This is a genomic window from Paenibacillus sp. 2003 (assembly GCF_031455635.1).
Lineage (GTDB): Bacteria > Bacillota > Bacilli > Paenibacillales > Paenibacillaceae > Paenibacillus > Paenibacillus amylolyticus_B.
This window is the reverse complement of sequence record NZ_JAVDTB010000003.1, coordinates 161,949-180,042: the sequence shown is the minus strand read 5'-3', so window position 1 is coordinate 180,042 and position 18,094 is coordinate 161,949. Positions and strand designations below refer to the sequence as shown.

General features: G+C 47.3%; 16 protein-coding genes. 3 read left to right on the top strand and 13 right to left on the bottom strand.

The annotated features are described in order from the left end of the window. Positions 1–161: 161 nt before the first annotated feature. The 13 genes from J2X75_RS16320 to J2X75_RS16260 all read right to left on the bottom strand — a co-directional run bounded on the left by J2X75_RS16320 (position 162) and on the right by J2X75_RS16260 (position 14,118). The gene (locus tag J2X75_RS16320; protein WP_310337910.1) at positions 162–1,418 is read right to left on the bottom strand and encodes a TerD family protein; all 1,257 of its coding nucleotides are present in this window, start codon (positions 1,416–1,418) and stop codon (positions 162–164) included. 25 nt (positions 1,419–1,443) lie between these two features. Then, positions 1,444–2,025 carry a TerD family protein gene (locus J2X75_RS16315; protein ID WP_310337909.1) on the bottom strand — a complete coding sequence of 194 codons (582 nt, stop codon included), beginning with the start codon at positions 2,023–2,025 and terminating at the stop codon, positions 1,444–1,446. Positions 2,026–2,118: 93 nt separating this feature from the next. After that, the gene (locus J2X75_RS16310) at positions 2,119–2,694 is read right to left on the bottom strand and encodes a TerD family protein (RefSeq protein ID WP_076213449.1); all 576 of its coding nucleotides are present in this window, start codon (positions 2,692–2,694) and stop codon (positions 2,119–2,121) included. 90 nt (positions 2,695–2,784) lie between these two features. Continuing rightward, the gene (locus J2X75_RS16305; RefSeq protein ID WP_091015803.1) at positions 2,785–3,378 is read right to left on the bottom strand and encodes a TerD family protein; all 594 of its coding nucleotides are present in this window, start codon (positions 3,376–3,378) and stop codon (positions 2,785–2,787) included. Between the two features lie 40 nt (positions 3,379–3,418). Then, entirely contained in the window at positions 3,419–3,865 is a 447-nt protein-coding gene (locus J2X75_RS16300; protein ID WP_091015805.1) for a tellurite resistance TerB family protein, read from the bottom strand. Between the two features lie 343 nt (positions 3,866–4,208). Then, on the bottom strand, positions 4,209–5,864 hold the full coding sequence (locus tag J2X75_RS16295) for a type 2 periplasmic-binding domain-containing protein (RefSeq protein ID WP_310337904.1): 1,656 nt from the start codon (positions 5,862–5,864) through the stop codon (positions 4,209–4,211). A 60-nt stretch (positions 5,865–5,924) separates the two neighbouring features. After that, a complete protein-coding gene (locus tag J2X75_RS16290; protein ID WP_310337902.1) occupies positions 5,925–6,794 on the bottom strand; it encodes a carbohydrate ABC transporter permease in 870 nt (289 codons plus the stop codon). 14 nt (positions 6,795–6,808) lie between these two features. Next, positions 6,809–7,726 carry an ABC transporter permease gene (locus tag J2X75_RS16285; protein ID WP_310338498.1) on the bottom strand — a complete coding sequence of 306 codons (918 nt, stop codon included), beginning with the start codon at positions 7,724–7,726 and terminating at the stop codon, positions 6,809–6,811. Between the two features lie 271 nt (positions 7,727–7,997). Beyond that, positions 7,998–9,062, bottom strand: a complete 1,065-nt coding sequence (locus tag J2X75_RS16280; protein ID WP_310337900.1) for a response regulator transcription factor — start codon at positions 9,060–9,062, stop codon at positions 7,998–8,000. Further along, a complete protein-coding gene (locus tag J2X75_RS16275; protein WP_310337898.1) occupies positions 9,059–10,834 on the bottom strand; it encodes a cache domain-containing sensor histidine kinase in 1,776 nt (591 codons plus the stop codon). Before J2X75_RS16275 ends, J2X75_RS16280 begins: the two co-directional genes overlap by 4 nt. 227 nt (positions 10,835–11,061) lie before the next feature. Further along, a complete protein-coding gene (locus tag J2X75_RS16270; RefSeq protein ID WP_310337897.1) occupies positions 11,062–11,952 on the bottom strand; it encodes a hypothetical protein in 891 nt (296 codons plus the stop codon). A gap of 263 nt (positions 11,953–12,215) precedes the next feature. Continuing rightward, complete coding sequence (locus J2X75_RS16265; RefSeq protein ID WP_017690394.1) at positions 12,216–12,947, bottom strand: nuclease-related domain-containing protein; 732 nt, start codon at positions 12,945–12,947, stop codon at positions 12,216–12,218. A gap of 277 nt (positions 12,948–13,224) precedes the next feature. After that, positions 13,225–14,118 (bottom strand): NAD(P)-dependent oxidoreductase, encoded by an 894-nt coding sequence (locus J2X75_RS16260; RefSeq protein WP_310337895.1) that lies wholly within the window; start codon positions 14,116–14,118, stop codon positions 13,225–13,227. A 195-nt stretch (positions 14,119–14,313) separates the two neighbouring features. On the opposite strand from J2X75_RS16260, the gene J2X75_RS16255 reads away from it, so the two are divergent. Genes J2X75_RS16255 through J2X75_RS16245 form a run of 3 tightly spaced genes read left to right on the top strand, consistent with a single transcriptional unit; the run spans position 14,314 to position 18,069 of the window. Further along, on the top strand, positions 14,314–15,435 hold the full coding sequence (locus J2X75_RS16255; RefSeq protein WP_310337893.1) for a GerAB/ArcD/ProY family transporter: 1,122 nt from the start codon (positions 14,314–14,316) through the stop codon (positions 15,433–15,435). Further along, positions 15,407–16,909 carry a spore germination protein gene (locus tag J2X75_RS16250; RefSeq protein WP_310337891.1) on the top strand — a complete coding sequence of 501 codons (1,503 nt, stop codon included), beginning with the start codon at positions 15,407–15,409 and terminating at the stop codon, positions 16,907–16,909. Before J2X75_RS16255 ends, J2X75_RS16250 begins: the two co-directional genes overlap by 29 nt. Continuing rightward, the gene (locus J2X75_RS16245) at positions 16,906–18,069 is read left to right on the top strand and encodes a Ger(x)C family spore germination protein (RefSeq protein ID WP_310337889.1); all 1,164 of its coding nucleotides are present in this window, start codon (positions 16,906–16,908) and stop codon (positions 18,067–18,069) included. The genes J2X75_RS16250 and J2X75_RS16245 overlap by 4 nt, the downstream gene beginning before the upstream one ends. Positions 18,070–18,094 lie beyond the last annotated feature (25 nt).

Genomic DNA, 18,094 nt, shown 5'->3' with positions numbered 1-18,094 from the left:
GCCAATCTGCAATAGTTGATTCCAGCTGTCGGGGCATAAAAACCAATCCCTCCTTAGTCTGGAGGGATTGATGGTCTATTATCGAGGATAACGTTGGTCAACAGTATCCTTGCAATGGTGCTGACCGATACAGCGTTTATATATTCAATAAATACGAATGATTACTTTCTTCCCGCAACCCACTGCATTCCCCAATCATGAGCCTCGTCCAACGCCTGATGCCCATTATAGAACTGCACGATTCGTTCAATACTGAATGTCTCATTGTTCACATTGCGTAACATCGCGATGCCACACATGCCAAGCGGGCTCCCGTATTCATTCATTCGGACAATGATATCCGGGCCGTCCTTCTGCTGGATGGTTACCACACCGTCTACTTGAGACCAGTTGGCCACACCACCATAAATATAGGTGAATACCAAGATGCGCTCAATTTCCGAGATACGGGCACCATTAATCCGTAGATTCTCTCCGGTCTTAACCGATCCCGTCCGGTCATCCCCATCCAGTGCAATATAAGGGAAACGGTTGAGTGAACCAAACGTCTGTCCCAATGCCTGAATCACATCTCGTGTACCATCCTTCATCTCGAACAGGCAGCCCAAGTCCAGATCCACACTCTTGCTGCGACCAAATAACCCTTTGCTACCCTGTTGATTCCAGTTGAGGTTAATCAGGATTTCACCAAGTCCCCCCGCATTTTTCTTGAGGTTAATGGTGTCGCCCTTCTTCTTCAATTCAATTTTGCTGAAATTGATCGAATTGACAGGAGCAGGCGTCGGTTCTGGTGCGGGTGCCGGGGGTGGTGGAGTCGGTGCAGCTGTCGGGGGAACGGTTGATGTGGTTGGCGCAGCGTCTGATCCACCATCCACATCCACACCAAAGTTAGCACAGAGTGCATTCAAACCTCCTGCAAAACCCGATCCTATTGCATTGAACTTCCATTCTCCGTTATGGCGATACAATTCACCAATGACAATCGCGGTCTCCACTGTAAAACCGCTTCCCAGATCATATCTCATCACTTCCTGACCTGTAGCTGCATTGGCAAACCGTAGAAAACCATGCTGAACCTGTCCAAAATGATGGCGTCGTGCTTCACCGTCATGAATCGTCAGGCTGAAGGCGATTTTCTCAATTCGAGCAGGGATTTTGCCAAGTTCAATGGCGAACTGTTTCTTCTCACCGCTAACCTGCCCACCATCCATATACGTGATAAACGCGGTAGAGGGCTGGTTATAGAAGATAAAATCCTCATCTCCAGCCACTTTATTGTCTGAACCCAGAAGGAATGCGGATGTGTCCAGCTCCACACCCGAGGCTGCCTCCCAACCAATGCCTACCGTTAGACGGGACAAGCCTGGATTGGTTTTGGTCAGATCACTCTTCTGGCCTTTCACGACAGAAATCGCCATAGCAGAATCACCTTTCTATGCCAAGTTATTGTGCATCCAGTCCGTAATTTTTGCATAAAGCAGATAGTCCACCTGTGAAGCCGCTGCCTACCGCCTGGAATTTCCAGTCCGCACCTGCACGGTAGAACTCACAGAACACTACTGCTGTTTCTGTAGAGTAGTCTTCTCCGAGATCGAACCGAAGCACTTCCCGATCACTTGCAGCATCTACAACACGAACAAAAGCATTGGAGACTTGTCCAAAATTCTGCCCTCGTCCATCTCCATCATAGATGGTTACCGTAATACCGATCCGGTGAATTTGCGCAGGGATTTTGCTGAAGTCAACGACAACTTGCTCATCATCGCCGTCACCCTCACCCGTACGATTGTCACCGGTATGTGTCACTGAACCCGCACCGCCGCTTGGATTGTTGTAAAAAACAAAGTCATCCGTACCTTTGGCTTTTCCATCTTCGTACAACAAAAAAGCCGAAGCGTCCAGGTCAAAATCGACTCCACCACTATATTTGTTCGTGTCCCAACCTAAACCAACTACCACACGGGTAAGGCCCGGATTCGTCTTAGTCAGGTCAATACGTTGTCCTTTGGCAAGACTGATCGTCATTTGTTTTTCCACCTTTCCAAGATATGTGATTAAATGAAAAGGAGAACCGCCCAGGAGACGGTTCTTCCCATCCTGTAAGTCGTTCTGTACGTCCTATTGCAAACCGTAATCGCGTGTCAATCCAACCAATCCATCCTGGTAACCACTACCGATGGCACTGAACTTCCACTCGCCGCTATGACGATACAATTCACCAACAACTACACCCGTTTCGATGGAGAAGTCTTCTCCCAGGTCGAAACGAATCAGTTCTTCGTTGTTTGCTTCGTTAACGATTCGCACATAAGCACGGGAGACTTGTCCGAAGTTCTGGCTACGTTCTGTAGCTTCGTAGATCGTAATGGAGAATGCAATCTTCTCTACATTGGCGGGTACGTTAGGCAGGTCGATATTGATCTGCTCATCATCACCATCGCCATCTCCTGTACGGTTGTCACCAGTGTGAACAACAGAACCATTTTCATTTTGTGGATTATTGAAGAAGATGAAGTTTTTCTCGCCTTCTACTTTACCGTTTGCATTGGCACAGAATACCGATACATCCAGGTCAAAGTCTTTTCCACCATCATACTTATTGGTATCCCAGCCCAAGCCTACTGTGATTTTTGTCAAACCTGGGTTCGTTTTAGTCAGATCGATTTTTTGACCTTTAGAGAGATTAATTGCCATCGTATGATCATCCTCGCTTATTTAAGTGTATTGTAGTTATCGTGACATATGAATATCAGGATTATTGTCGATTTAGGTTAAATCTTGTACTTAGGAGTACCTGCGAGCGAGTTCATTGATATGTACCGCATGGGAACCCTCTCCAATTGCCGAGAATTTCCATTCGCCTCCATGACGATACAATTCCCCACAGATCAACGCTGTTGAACCTGTGTAGTTATCGGATAGATTGAACTTCACGAGCTCACTGGAGTTTTTACCATCCAGAATACGAATATAAGCCTTCTCTATCATGCCAAAATCTTGCTTGCGATTGACACAATCGTAGATATTAACAACGATTAATACTTTATGAACATCAGCAGGAATACGGGACAGATCCATTTTGATCTGTTCATCGTCACCGTCTCCCTGTCCTGTTAAATTGTCACCTGAGTGGATAACCGAACCACATGCACTTTGCTTGTTGTGGAAGCAAACCAGGTTGGAGTCCTTAACCAACTTGCCTTCTTCATTCAACATGATCGCCGATGCATCACAATCGATATCCGCTTGTTTCTTTCTTCCGAAGAACCCTTTGGCAGTTACCGGGTCCCAACCGAGACCAGCAATCACCTGCGTAAGTCCTGCATTGCCTTTGGTTAAATCAATCTTCTGTCCTTTGACCAAATTAATGCTTGCCACTGATTTTCACCTCCCTTCACATGTAAAATATCTACTCTACTTAGAGATTGAATTCACCCGGATTCAGTCCAAGTACATTGCAGATCTCGGCAACAACTCTTTTCTCCTGATCATCAAAGTTGCCGTCCGCTGAACCAATTGCACTGCATACGCCCACAATAACGCGTCCTACATCTGGCTTACCTTTGAATTTCCCAATGGCCTTCAGTGCTTCCTGCTTCCCGATCTCTGGAGAGAACTCAAAGTTCGCGACATAATGATTGAAGCGTGTAATCACTTCAGCCATATCGAATACTTTCAATTCCTGACTCAGGTTGATATAACCGGCCATCTTGTTCTTTTCCGCTTCGTCAATGGAACCATCTGCAAAAGCAACCAGTGCACAACCTGCAACCACGGCATCCATAAAATCTTTATTTTTAAACTTTTTGACTTGCTCTTCAAGTCCTTGTTTTGTTGAATTTAACCAACTTTTAAATGAACTCATACTCAACCTCCAATAGTTTCATACATGGTGCTCTTCACTTTTTTTCATGGTTTTCAGTAATTTTCATCCTTACATCATGATTGAATATAAGTTAAATTATTCCTTAACTATACTCTGAAATACGGCAATATTCTACATTAAAAAACAATTAATACCTTATGATACGCATCGTTCTGGATATGGTTTCAAGCGAGATGCGAGAACTTTCTATTCACTTCATTTTTCAGTCAAATATTCCCCTATTTGAAGCCCAAACATAAAAAGGCTCTGATCAGGGGATCAGAGCGCTTATTTCTACCAACACCAAAATTATAAATTTTATGAATAATTTGAATCCATGAATTCACTCTGCTTTTTCAAAATCAGCCTGTTGTTGTTCATAGATTTCATAGAAGTCGTCCCAGACGAGTACATTATCCTTTTCCTTGCCCCACCAGTCTTTGTACCATGCTTCAATCTCCGGGCCACCGCCTTGTTCCCACTTCTGCTGTGCTTCCGTTGCAGCCTGTTCGATCGTATATTTGCTTCCGCCAATGATGGAACGGGTAAAAATATCGTTGATCGCTGTTGTCACATTGGTCAACTTCACCTGAAGCTCCTTGGGTAGCTGCGGCATATGTTCTGAATGGGTAACACCCTCTCCTACCGGAAGATCCGTCATGTATACCTCACGCGCTTCTTTGAATAGTCGAAGTCCTTCCTTCTGCGACGGAATCTCTTCGCTGAACAGCATTTCTGTGTACCCGCATTTGCCTTCCTCCAGACGGCTGTACAACATGGCGTAATCGCCTGCCCAGCTGATCTCCTGCTTGTATTTCTCCTGATCCGAGATACGCGGACAGCCTTGATCGTTCAACGTATAATGCGTTTTTTCAAATCCATTTTTGAAGGTCCGGCCTGACTCTGTTTTGGTCAGAAAATCGATATATTGCATAACTGCTTCCAGATTTTTGGCTCGCGCATTCACAGCTGCAGTCATCTGAACGGGGTTATTCCACACCATCGTGTGCTGTCCTACGGACGTGGTTGGCAGAGCGATGACCTTTAATTTGGCCTCAGGAACATTCTGCATCAGTGTATCCAGTTCCTTCGCTGCAAACCCGGTATAATCCGAAGTCATGGCCGCGTACATACCGATTTTGCCATTCAGGAAATCCTGCTTCGCCTTGGCCCCATCCTTGTCGGTCAATAAGTCCTTATCGACCACACCTGCTTCATATAATGCACGTTTGAATGCCGTGGCTTCTTTCATGTTGTTGGGACCAACCACCATCTCCCCGTCCTCCACATTCACCCAGTTGGCGTTGTACATATAGCGAAACAGACCCGCTGTATCGCCGAACTGAAATCCACCGATGCCGTATGTATCATTAGCTCCGTTTCCATCGGGATCATTTTCCGTGAATGCCTTGGCTACCGCCAACATCTCTTCCTCATTGGTCGGTACCTCCAGATTCAACTTTTCCAGCCAGTCTTCCCGTATGAAAAAGCTCGTCAGTGGAAATACCTCGTTCATCCGTCCCACTTCATAGAGCTTACCATCGCTTTTGATGCCGGCCTTCTTGAGCTGGGGATATTTCTCCATCAAGGCTTTGTATTCCACACTCGAGTTCTCGATCAACTCATCCAACGGCATCAGCTGTTTCTGATTAAACAGTGTGTTACGGATCGGCGTACCGAATTCAAAAATAATATCCGGTGCGCTGCCAGAAGCGAATAATACGTTAAGTTTGGACTGGGATTCCCAGCGGGGAACTGCTGTATATTTTACATTAGCCGGGCCATTCTCGTTAATCCACTTGGACCACATATTATCTTCGATTGTACCCATGCCGCTTGGGACCGCGCCCCGATCATAGATTGTTGACGTGATGTTCCCCCTGTTGCCTTCGCCTTCCGCCTGTTCGCTACCGTTACCTCCTGTACATCCCGCCAGCAAACCACCGATCAAGCCCAGAACGAGACCCGACTTCATCCATGCCTTCATCGTTAACGCCATAGATAAGACCCTCTTTCTCTCCTGTAATATGAACCCATGCGGGTTAACCCACAGCCTGCTTTAACCTTTAATTGATCCAAGCATGACCCCTTTAACGAAGTACTTCTGCAAGAACGGATACACTGCCAAAATGGGTATGACCATCACAATGACAGCTGCTGCCCGAATGCCTTCCGGGGTCAGATTCGATATCATCGTTGGATCGGTAAAATCCTGTACATTCAGATTGGACATAATCATATTTTGGACGAGCACGGTCATGTTGTATTTGGACGTATCATTGATATAAATCATCACACTCATGAACGAATTCCAGTAACCCACGCCGTAAAAGAGAGCAATAGTCGCCAGCAAAGGTTTGGATAATGGCAACACGATGCGGAACAAAAGCCCCAGTTCACCACAACCATCGATGCGTGCAGCCTCGTCCACTTCCCCTGGCAGATTTTCAAAATAAGATCGCATAATCAGCATGTTGTACGTGCTCACCAGGCCCGGTAGCCAAAGCGCGCCGTAACTGTTCACAAGACCGAGATTTTGCACGACCAAATAAGTCGGGATGAGTCCACCGTTAAAAATCATTGTGAACACCATCGCCATCGTAAAGAAGCGCCGATGATAAAAATGTCTACGTGACAGCGGATATGCCGCCATAATCGTCACCGCCATGCTGAGCCCTGTACCGATCAATGTGATCTCCACACTATTCCAGAATGCATTCAGAATCGGCGTTCCCGTAATTAGGCTGTGATAGGAGAACCAGGTGAAATCGACGGGCCATAACCCCACTTGCCCTGAAACAACCGCTCTCGCATCACTAAATGACAAGGCAACAATGTTCAGTAAGGGCAGGATACAGCTGACGGCAACCAATGACAACAATACATAATTGATTAGATAAAAGGCTTTTTCTCCTTTGGTTTTTCTCATGCTGTTCTCCCTCCCTACCACAAACCTTCGTTAAATCGACGCGCGATATAATTTGCACTAAAGATGAGGATAAATGCAACAAGTGATTCGAACAATCCCATCGCTGTTGTCAGGCTGAACTGTGCTCCCTGAAGACCGGTGCGGTAGATATAGGTACTGATTACATCCGCTATCTCATTGACATTGGAATTCTGAAGCATATACACCTGGTCGAATCCGACCTCCATCACCCGCCCCATCGATAGAATCAGCAAGAGAATAATGGTGGAGCGTATACCCGGAAGGGTGACATGCCAGATCTGGCGCATTTTGCTGGCCCCATCCATCTGTGCAGCCTCGTATTGGCTCGGATCAATGGTCGTTAGTGCCGCGAGAAAAATGATGGCATTAAAGCCCATGTCCTTCCAGATCCCTGAGCCAACAAACACCGCAACCCATGAACCCTTGTTGTACATGAACGGATAAGGTGCTCCCGTCCAGGCCTCGACCCAGCGATTTACGATCCCATTTTCCAAAGAGAAAACCGTCATGATCATCATCGCAATGATGACCCAGGAAAAGAAGTGTGGCATATAGACCACCGTCTGCACCGTTCGCTTAAAGGCCATGTTTCGCACTTCATTCAGCATAATGGCCAGAATAATTGGAATGGGAAACCCGATAATGATGCTTAACAGACTGAGGAACAAGGTGTTGCGAATAATCTCCACCGTGCGCGGATCACTGAACAGCATCTGAAAATGCTGAAAGCCCACCCATGGACTGTTCCACAGCCCATCATAGAAGTTGTAATCCTTAAAGGCCATGACCAGCCCTCCGATGGGTGCATAACGAAAGGTAAGGTAGAACATAATCACCGGAACAAACATCAAGATTAACGGTATATTCATCTTGAATCGTCGAAGCCGTTGCTGCCGAATCCGATGCTTCATTTCACTATCCGGCGGTTGTAATCCAGACGGCGGACCTGCGGTCAGTTCCCCCTTCACATCCATCACTCCTCTCTACTGTTGATGTACTATAGTTGTATTTTAGATAAAAATGTAAGCGTAAACATTTGTTATTTAACGATCCTTTTATAATTTTCTACGCAAAAATAACCCCACATGGTGGGGTTGCCCTTGGAAACGAACAGATATTAAGAGGAGGCTTCTCTTTAATTGTGACCCTGCAGCAATTCAAGGAGGATTGCTACCGGGTACTTTACTTGGCTACTTGCTTGCGATATTCGCGGGGCGATACCCCCGTCATCTGTTTGAATACGGTTGTAAAATAACTGGAGTTATCGAACCCGGTCAGTTCCGCGATATCTGCCATGCTCTGCCGAGTGCTGTGCAGCAGCAACTTCGCCTTATCGATTCGGCGCTTGCTGACATATTGGCTGAAGCCTTGTCCTGTCTCTTTTTTGAACAAATGGCTTAAGTAGTTGGGTGTCACATGAACATGGGCAGCCACGGCCTGCAACGTGCATGTGCTGGAATAGTTCATTTCGATATACTGTATAACTCGTGTAACGACATGATCCTGCTGTTCCTGAGTTAGCCGCATCAGCATATCCACCCACTCTTCGCTCTTGCATCTGGCCCAAGCGATGACTTCAGGTATGGTATGAATCCAGAGCAGTGGATCTGGGGCAGTTGAGTCCATACCACCGGATTCCTGAGGCTGAAGCTGTTGTACCAGTAAGTCCATCATGACCTTCATAAGCATATGAATCTCCGCTTTGCCTTGTGACAAGCTCATCCCGGACGCTTCTTCTAGCAACATCTCGATCCGATTCATTATCGCTCCGAATTGATGATGGAGCACCAGTGAAGTCAGTTCCTCTCGCAGTCTCTCGGTACGGTCCACCTGGCTGTATTGTTCCCTGATCCGAATGTCGGACTGTTTTCGGCGATATCGTTCATGTGCCTTTTGTAACACCTGACATGCTTCATCAAGCGAGAACGGCTTTAACAAAAATTCAATTGCTCCATAGCGGATGGCACGCTGTGCATATTCGAACTCACGATAACCTGTCAAAATGATAATCATAATGTCCAGTCCACTCTCGTGTATGCGTTCGGCCAAATCTAGACCATCCATCACAGGCATGTTGATATCCGTAATGATCAGATCGGGTGTGCAGCTGTGTACAGCCTGTATCGCTTCTTCTCCATCGGCCGCTTCCCCGACGACCTCCCACCCGAGGGGGTTATTGCGAACCAGATGAATCAGACCCTGACGAAATAATGCTTCATCATCCACTACAAGCATACGTCCATTCAACAGAACCTACTCCTCTCAGTCACCTGAATTTCCCGGCATGAGTCCTCACCGATCTGATAAGGCAAACGAAGACGTACTAGCGTACCCTCTCCCACAGTCGACTCGATCTGTACACCGTAGGGTTCACCGTGAATCAACTCAATTCTTCGAAGTACACTCCGCATGCCAATGTGCTGACGTTCCTCATCCGCATGTGCCACTGGCGTCATAATGTGTTCAATGACCGATGCGTGCATGCCGCAGCCGTTATCTGAAATTTCAATGATGAGCAGATCCAGCTCTCCTTCATGCCCGTTTTGCCGCGAGCCACGAATCTCCAGATGGCGGTTGTTCCTTTTGTCCGAGAAGGCATGAACAAAAACATTCTCCACGATGGGCTGAAGCAACAGTCGGATCACCTGACAGCGAAGCAATTCAGCAGGAACGGCAATTTCAATCGACAAGGCTTCCTGATACCGGGCCTGCTGAATCTGCAGGTAGTGATCTATTTGCTTCATCTCATCCTGCACGGTCGTCAGTTGCTGCACGGGTTCCAGCGTATACTGCAGCATCTCGGACAAGGCAGTGACCAGGCGAGCCGATTTCTCATCACCAAGCATATAGAACTTCCAGAAAAACATGCTCAGCGTGTTATACAGAAAATGGGGATTCAGCTGGGCCTGAATAGCTTTGAGTTCAGCTTCTTTTTCACTGAGTTCGCGCTCGTACACTTCATGTATAAGCGTATCAATCCGGGAAGCCATTGCATTGAATCGTTCACCGATAAAACCGAGCTCATCCCGTGTCTCGATCCGAACCCGTGTATCGAACTGTCCTTCACGCACTCTTTTCATCGCGTTGACCAGACTCGCAAGTGGACGCAACAGTCTGCCGCTAATTACGGTAATGATGAACCAGGAGCATAATATGCTGGCTAGCGCAGAGAACACAGCAACTTTTACAATGATCTTTCCCTTGTTCTGGATCTGAGCGAGTGAGACCTTGCTGACCAAAGTGAAGCCCGCTTTGTCTGACGTTTGCTTCGTATACAATTGGGTTGTTCCCTGCTCGTCCCTGATCTCAGTCGCCCCTAGGCTTAGCTCGGTAAGTGGTGGTGGATCCGCATCCTGATTATGAAAGGCATAAAGAAGCTCACCATCTGCGTCAAACAAGTAGACAGCAACTTCCTCGTTCAGTCGCAGATCTTTGAGATACGATTCGAACAACGAGGTGTTAAACAGAATTAGCATTACGCCATAGGTCTCCAGATCAACAGACCGCATTAATCGTCCCGCCAGAATCCAATTGGATTGTTCCTCCTGCAAGAAAGCATCCGGCCCCAAACGATTCCAACCATATTCGCCGCCCGTTCCTTCCAGTCTATGAACCATCTCTGCCAGATAGGAAGGATCCATCTGTTGAAATGAGCCGGCAAAGGCGCCGAGATTAAATATGTTTTCCTTCAGGTCATATATGCGGAGCCCCATGATCTCCGGTGCATCCAGCCTTACCTGATACAACTGATCATCCAGTTCATCTTCCAGCTTCATCTGATCATAGGACGAGATGCCAGAGGTCTGTGCTTTGATGGCATTTTTTACGGAGGGATTCAGTGTGATATAATCGGTGACTTTATACATGTCGTGTACCCTGGAATCCAGACGTGCAAGAATCTGCTCTGCGGTAAGACTATACTGGCGACTGACCTCTTCATTGAACAGGTCGATATGGATGCGATAGGTGATCAACCCTGTGATTCCGGAGATTAAGACCGTTGCGGTAGATAAAAACAAGATAAGCTTCGTTTTAAATTTAAAGCGTTTACAAAATTTCATCCACCACATCTTTCACACACCTCACCTATATTCCGTACATGTCTTTCTCCTAAAAACATATCATACACCTATTGGAAAAAACCAGAAAAACCCTGACCCCGCTTCAATCGGTAGTCAGAGTTTGAAGGCATGTGATCCAGACATGTTACCAGGATGATCCAGATTAACTCTGAATCACGGCTTTTTTATTCCCTGTAAATCTCTTTGATCCGTTCTTCCTCATTGGTAGACAACAGAACATTAAGCAACCCCATGGCATTATTGGCATCGGTTCTCGTCGTCTTGTACATCTCGGCAAACGCCGCTTCATCCTGCTCCGGGTCCATCGCAGCAAGCTTGCCCCACGACGTGCGGGCTTTGTCGTATAACGTACTCAACGTAATGTCACGCGGATGCTGTGCGACAGGCGCCATGGATTCAAATTTCGCGGTAATGCTGAAAAAATCTTTGGAGTCCTGGAACGATGTACTGCTGTAATCCTTATTTTTCATCGCATCTTCGGTAATCAGCAGGCCTTCACGCGCGATAAACAGTGTTTTCACCATGGCACGCTCCAGATTGGTTGCTTCTTCCCAAGTTATATAAGATTCGTCAGGTGCTTGTACGGTTGTAAAAAAGGGAAAGGCATCATCAATCAACCGCTGCGAATCAGAGTGAATTGGCACCCCTGCATTCATGTCCACAACGGCATCGCTGTAGTTGGCTACATTAATATTTTTGGAACCTTCCTCACTGACCCGACGCACCGGATGATCCGTAAGCGGGATACGGATATAACCGAGTTTATCGGCATACTGCTGCTTCAACTCTTCCAGTGTGGAGTCCTTTCCAATCTTGCCGTCGTCGGCTGAAGAAGATTCTTTTGCGGCTGAACCTGTCTCCTCACTCCCATTCGAACCGGTTGCTGCGGTTTCTGTTACGGCAGCATTCGAGCTGCTTGTTTCTGATGAAGCAACTTCTGTACCGGAAGCAGACTCCAGCGATGACGTCTCCTTCGCTCCGCCACCACAAGCTGTCAGAATCGCTGCCAAACCAAGCATAACTGTGAACGTCTTTATCGTATAATTCCATTTCATCGTATAATCTTCCCCTATCCTATGTATATTCCTGAGAACCATTAACCTCTGCTCCAAGACTTGAACACTCACTTACAAAAATATCCTTTCATATAACATGCGCGATACACAATTAGACATGGTTTACATTCTATCATAAGTTAAAAATCGGTTGTATACGACGATATACCTGTGTCTAAAGCCTTTTACTACTCGCACATTAACTACCACCGCAACACAAAAACACTGCCGCCCGTATGGACAACAGTGTTCGTGAAGCGTAATTATTTGATCCCTTTAGCCTTCTCCATATGCTCTGACCGAATCTGAGGATCGGTGGAATTGACCGATGAGAGCAGAGCGTAGATCGCCTGAATATCCTTCTCTTGAAAGACTGTTTCGGGAACTTCAGTCTCAAGTCGTTCCGTCTTGCGCTGAATCGTTTCCACCAATTCATGATCGTAGATGATCAGTTCATCTGAATTCACGTATCTCACAGCAGGATCAACACTGATGCGGCAACGGTTGGTGAAGGTCACCATGGAGACAAGACGTACTCTTTTGTAGTCTCCGAGGTGTGCATGGATGGCTTCCACATGTGCACGATGCTGCATGAGTGGATTGTACATTTTGACCCGGCTGCTGCTGACTGACCAATTGGCCTCTCTTCTTCCGCCGCGAATCTCACCTGTCGTCAGATTTCGGGTTTCGATCACGAAGATTGCCCGCGGACCGATCACGACATGATCAATCTGCGAATAACCGGAGCGTGACTTCGGATTGGTAACGAGCAGGTCGTTCAGCACTTTATATTGACTTGGAAGACCGATCAGCTGATCTGCTGTACTAGGTTCCTCCGGCTGGCGTGTCCAATCCCCTTCCGCCTTTTTCTTGCGCTTACTACGGACCATACGCGGGGGAATGGTTGTCGTCGATGGTAACGCTGAAGCGGAGGCTGTAATCTGGTTCGCAAGCTCTGGTTGTGTCTTGAACAGAGACAGGATTTTCTTGAACATGGGCAAGCTCCGTTCTATTATAGTGTGGGTTACGGGTGACCATTACAGGAGGAATAACATCCTTTGACACATTCATTATGTAAACTTCTATTACTTATGTCGGATAAAGCGGGGTAAAAATAAAGGGAAAACGATCAAAATCTCTCCAATACGCAAAGTACATATGAACATTTAACCAATTCCGTGACTTTAGACGCATAAACAAACCGCAAAATTGAAAAAAACAGCGCAACCCTTTCCTGAATAGAAAAAGAATACGCTGCTGTTCTCTTGGATGTTAAGCCTGAAGATAATAGGTGTAGAGCACCTGAGTACCCTTCTCGTCCAAACCATTATTCGCTATTTCCTGATACAGAGATTCGGCCAGAGCCAAACCAGGCGTTTTCATGCCCATCGCTTTTGCAGACTCCAGTGCAATTCCCATGTCTTTGATAAAATGTTTCACATAGAATCCAGGCTCATAATCGCCTGCGATCATGCGCGGACCGAGATTGCTGAGCGACCAGCTTCCGGCTGCACCGGTAGCAATGCTCTTCAGCACGGTCTCCGCGTCCAGACCAGACGTCTTGGCATAGGCAAGTGCTTCGCATACCCCCATCATGCCAGAGGCAATGGCAATCTGGTTGCACATTTTGGTATGCTGCCCGGCTCCCGCCTTGCCTTGCAGCACAATGTTGGTGCCCATCTGCTCAAACAGCGGACGCACGGCTTCAAAGGCCTCCGAGCTACCTCCAACCATAATGGACAGCTTCGCGTTCTGCGCTCCGATATCACCGCCCGATACAGGCGCGTCCAGTGCATGCAGTCCTTTGGCTTCCGCAGCTTCAAAGATTCGTGCAGCCAGTAGCGGACTGGATGTTGTCATATCAATCAGATATGAACCCGGTTTGGCATTGGCCACGAGACCATCCTCACCGAGATAAATCTCCTCGACATCCTTCGGATACCCCACCATTGTGATGATGACATCACACGCGGCAGCCAGTTTGCCTGGTGTGTCATGCCATACGGCACCTTCCTTCACCAACGCTTCCGCTTTGGCAGCAGTTCGCGTGTACACATGAAGCGGGTATCCCGCTTGCTGGATGTGCCCAGCCATGCTTTTACCCATCACGCCTGTACCAATAAAGCCAACTTTCGTCTCTCCAGGTGCCTTCGTTGTATTTGTCATCGCAGGTTTCCTCCCTATTTCTCTATGCTTCGCTCAGTGCTTGTCTTCGACATTGCTATATCTGTATGTTAAAGCTTTCTGCTTAGTCCGTCCATATCGGTTGCAACTTTCTGTGAAAAAATCTGAAAAAGGAATCAACTTCCTGTATGCTGTACAACCTAACGGAAACTTCCTTCATTGGAAAGGAGGATTTCCATGAGTCGTGAAAAAGGTCAAATTACCATTTGGTTGTCCTTTTCCATCCTTTTATTAAGTGCAGGGCTCGTTTGCCATGTCTTGTCTGTTCCAGCGATACTCGAAGCTGGCGGCAGAGACGGCTGGTTGTCTGTCGTAGCCGCCGCTCCACTGTTCATGTTGTTTCTGTGTATGATGTATATCATCATTCGACGTGTACGTGGACAGCGGCTAACAGATTGGATTACACGAGAATTCGGTGCTGTTCCTTCCTGGATCTTCCGGATCTCTGCTTCCATTCTGCTGTTCACACTTGGCACACATACGTTGTACGAGACAACTAACTGGACCGTATCCACATATCTTCAATTCACGCCTCCCTATGTTCTGGCTGGTGGCGGAGCACTGGTTGCTGCGTGGGCAGCGGCTAAAGGCATACGCTCCATTGCCATGACTTCCAGTCTTCTACTGCCTTTTGTAGTTCTGCTCGGTTATTTTGTAATGTCCGCCAATATGAAATATAAGGACTACAGCCTATTGTTCCCGATCATGGAGAACGGCATGGGCCCCGTGTGGCGGGGCATGATCTACTCCCTTGCCGGGCTTATGGAAATCTGGATTCTCATGCTGTTCCAACATGAAGTCAAAGGCAAAATTCGGTGGTGGTATGTTCTGATCCTCGGCTTGTTCATGCTTAGTATGGCGATTGGACCAACCATCGGAGCCATCGTGGAATTCGGCCCAGAAGAAGCAGCAAAACAACGGAACAGTCCCTATGAGCAATGGAAACTTGTAAATATCGGCAAGTTGCTGCAACACGTTGACTTTCTGTCCATCTATCAGTGGCTTAGTGGTTCTTTCGCAAGAGTGGCCATATCTTTGTATCTCATCGTCGATCTGCTGAATTTCCGCAGGCCGAAGAAACGATATATCGCCATTCTTACCATCACCGTCATCATGAGCTTCATGGCGATGCAATGGTGGCGCATTGATTACGTGGATTATTATGTGGACCATATTCAGTTCCCGGTCATGCTCGCCTATGTCTCTGTCGTTACCGTGATATTAACAATAGCCGCATTAATCCACAAAAAGGACAAGGAGGCTCCCGAACATGCCGATCTCAACCCAGCCCAAGAATAACCGCGAAGTTGAACCGTTCCGAATGAACGAGCACAACCTGAATACCTTTTTTGCCGGATCTGATGATGTCATCATCAATAGTCATATGTTCGGAGAACCTCCGATGCAACTCCTTATGACCTATTGCAGCGGTATGGTAGATAGTGAAGCCATCTACGATATTATTCTCCCAGAACTCAAACGAACATATGAAAATACACACTTTATCCGTACATCAGACATTGAAAAATGCATCAGCCTGGATTGGACCCGAATGGATCTGCAAGATCCGGCATTTGGAACTGAACTGATGTCTCTCCGTGTATTTGAAGGCCATATGTTGATCTGTATTCCTTCCCTGCAAACCATGTGGAGTATTGATATTTCCAACATCCCCACTCGAACGCCGGAGGAATCGACCACCGAGGTTTCGATTCGCGGAGCGAGAGACGGATTCATTGAACCCCTTGCCGTCAATGTTGCTCTGATACGTACACGTCTGCGTACGAACCAGCTGGCCTGTAATATCGAAATGATCGGTTCACGTTCTGCAACCAAGGTAGCCCTGATGTATATCAAGAATATCGCGAACCCGGAGCTAATAGAAGACGTCCAGGATCGGTTGCGTAAGATTGAGACCGAACGTATTTTGACCGCCAATGAACTGGAAGAATTGCTGTCACCTTCGAAAATCACTTTGTTTCCCGTCACCCATTATACGGGCAGGCCTGACTTTGCTGCAGAATGTCTCCTGAATGGACGTTTTATCCTCATTGTAGACGGCAATCCCAGCGCCATTATTGGGCCAGTCAATCTGTTTCTTTTGCTCAAATCACCGGAAGATGCCAGCTTTCCCTTCTTAGCTGTCAACGTAGGGCGGATGCTGCGCTTTCTTGGCCTGATGGTCACCGTGTTCCTGCCTGGCTTTTATATTGCGCTGACCTCATTTCATATGGATCAGATTCCTTTCCCATTGGTTGCCACGATATCGGTAGGCCGTATGGGACTGCCGATGGAATCGGGAGTGGAGATGTTTCTCATTATGCTGCTCATGGAGCTGTTCCGTGAGGCGGGGGTACGTTTACCGAGTGCCATCGGCCAGACATTAACTGTCGTTGGCGGTTTGATCATCGGAGATTCCGCCATTCGAGCCGGTATGGTCTCTCCCCTCATGATTGTCATCATCGCAGTCACTGTTGTAGCGGGAGCAACCATTGTGAACCAGGTTATGACCAGTTCTGTGCTGATCCTGCGCTTCCTTTGTTTTGTCCTGGGAGCTTCCCTCGGCATCTTTGGGTTCATCCTGTCGTTGATTCTGTTCCTCATCTACCTGACCGATCTCAAATCATTTGGCATTCCGTATCTCACGCCGTTAACACCGCTTCATTTCAAACAAGCGATAGCTTCATTATTCAAACTGCCAAAAGGCCTGGGTAAACGCAGACCCGTCTATCTCGAAACACAAGAACCCCGCAAGAAAGGGAACGGAAGATGAAGCGTTTGTTGCGGAGATGTACGCTGGTTCTGTTAAGCCTATCGATGTGCGTGATGACAAGTGGATGCTGGAGTGCTTTTGAGATTCAACAGGTAGACTACGCCAAAGCCTTTGGCATTGATTACAAAGACGGGATGTATCACCTGTATGTACAAACGCTGGATTTTGCCAGTGTCGCCAAAAGTGAAAGTTCAACCAAAAGTGCAGATATCCCACCTGTATGGGTCGGCCATGCCGAAGGGAAAACCATGAGTCTGGCGCTGAACGAACTGTTCCGCACAGCTCAATTGCACATGGCTTGGGGGCATGTGACAGCCATCGTTATGGCGGAAGGTGTGCTCACCAGCAAACACATCAAAGAAGTGTTCGATATGCTGGGACGGTTCCCAGAATCCCGTTATACGACCTGGGTCTACGGAACCCGCGAACCACTGGAGAAAATTCTAAGTGCAACGTCCATTTATAATATGTCGCCCTTGGATAGCATTCTTCATAATCCGCTCCCGACTTATCTGGAAGAATCGTTGTATCCGCCCGTGCTTAGCTTCAAGCTCATTGCAACGCATAATGATCCGGCTACCACGACGTATCTGCCCAGTATTGCCTTAAACAATTCCCAATGGGCCGAGAACGAGAAGAAAAAGGATTTATTTCTAATCGAGGGGGCCTTTTTCGAAAAGACAGGCGTTGACTTTGAATACCTTCCACGCAGTCAGCTTCCCGGTTATCACTGGCTGATCAAGGACATGCGGCGTGCTCCCTTGCTTGTGCAGAAGGATGGAACGATCTATGGGGCACTCAGTGTAGGTTTACCAAAGATTAAAATCAAGCCTGTCATTCAGGGTGAAGAGGTCAAGTTCAATATTGATGCCCAATACCTAACTGCCCTGTATGAATATCTGGTGCCCACCTCTTATGAGGAGATGATCCAGATTAGCGAAGTGAAGTTGCAGGAACAGATTATGCAGACCTATCGTCACGGCCTTGAGCGTGGTGTGGATATTTACGGCCTTCAGGAGAAACTGTATCGCAAAAATCCGAAGCTCTGGCGTAAGTTATCAAACAATGGCAGCAAGATGATGCTTACCGAAGACTCGATCCAGGATCTGAAAATCCATCTCACCATCCCCTATACAGGGAAATATAAAAGGAAAGTCTAGCAAGAACGTGAACCCCCCTTTGCCC

Bases quoted from the DNA above. Each gene is read 5' to 3' on its own strand.
- J2X75_RS16250 (WP_310337891.1), top strand. From the start codon at position 15,407: ATGCCGATCTCAACCCAGCCCAAGAATAACCGCGAAGTTGAACCGTTC.
- J2X75_RS16295 (WP_310337904.1), bottom strand. From the start codon at position 5,864: ATGGCGTTAACGATGAAGGCATGGATGAAGTCGGGTCTCGTTCTGGGC.
- J2X75_RS16320 (WP_310337910.1), bottom strand. From the start codon at position 1,418: ATGGCGATTTCTGTCGTGAAAGGCCAGAAGAGTGATCTGACCAAAACC.
- J2X75_RS16260 (WP_310337895.1), bottom strand. From the start codon at position 14,118: ATGACAAATACAACGAAGGCACCTGGAGAGACGAAAGTTGGCTTTATT.
- J2X75_RS16300 (WP_091015805.1), bottom strand. From the start codon at position 3,865: ATGAGTTCATTTAAAAGTTGGTTAAATTCAACAAAACAAGGACTTGAA.
- J2X75_RS16285 (WP_310338498.1), bottom strand. From the start codon at position 7,726: ATGAAGCATCGGATTCGGCAGCAACGGCTTCGACGATTCAAGATGAAT.
- J2X75_RS16245 (WP_310337889.1), top strand. From the start codon at position 16,906: ATGAAGCGTTTGTTGCGGAGATGTACGCTGGTTCTGTTAAGCCTATCG.
- J2X75_RS16265 (WP_017690394.1), bottom strand. From the start codon at position 12,947: ATGTTCAAGAAAATCCTGTCTCTGTTCAAGACACAACCAGAGCTTGCG.
- J2X75_RS16270 (WP_310337897.1), bottom strand. From the start codon at position 11,952: ATGAAATGGAATTATACGATAAAGACGTTCACAGTTATGCTTGGTTTG.
- J2X75_RS16290 (WP_310337902.1), bottom strand. From the start codon at position 6,794: ATGAGAAAAACCAAAGGAGAAAAAGCCTTTTATCTAATCAATTATGTA.
- J2X75_RS16310 (WP_076213449.1), bottom strand. From the start codon at position 2,694: ATGGCAATTAATCTCTCTAAAGGTCAAAAAATCGATCTGACTAAAACG.
- J2X75_RS16255 (WP_310337893.1), top strand. From the start codon at position 14,314: ATGAGTCGTGAAAAAGGTCAAATTACCATTTGGTTGTCCTTTTCCATC.
- J2X75_RS16315 (WP_310337909.1), bottom strand. From the start codon at position 2,025: ATGACGATCAGTCTTGCCAAAGGACAACGTATTGACCTGACTAAGACG.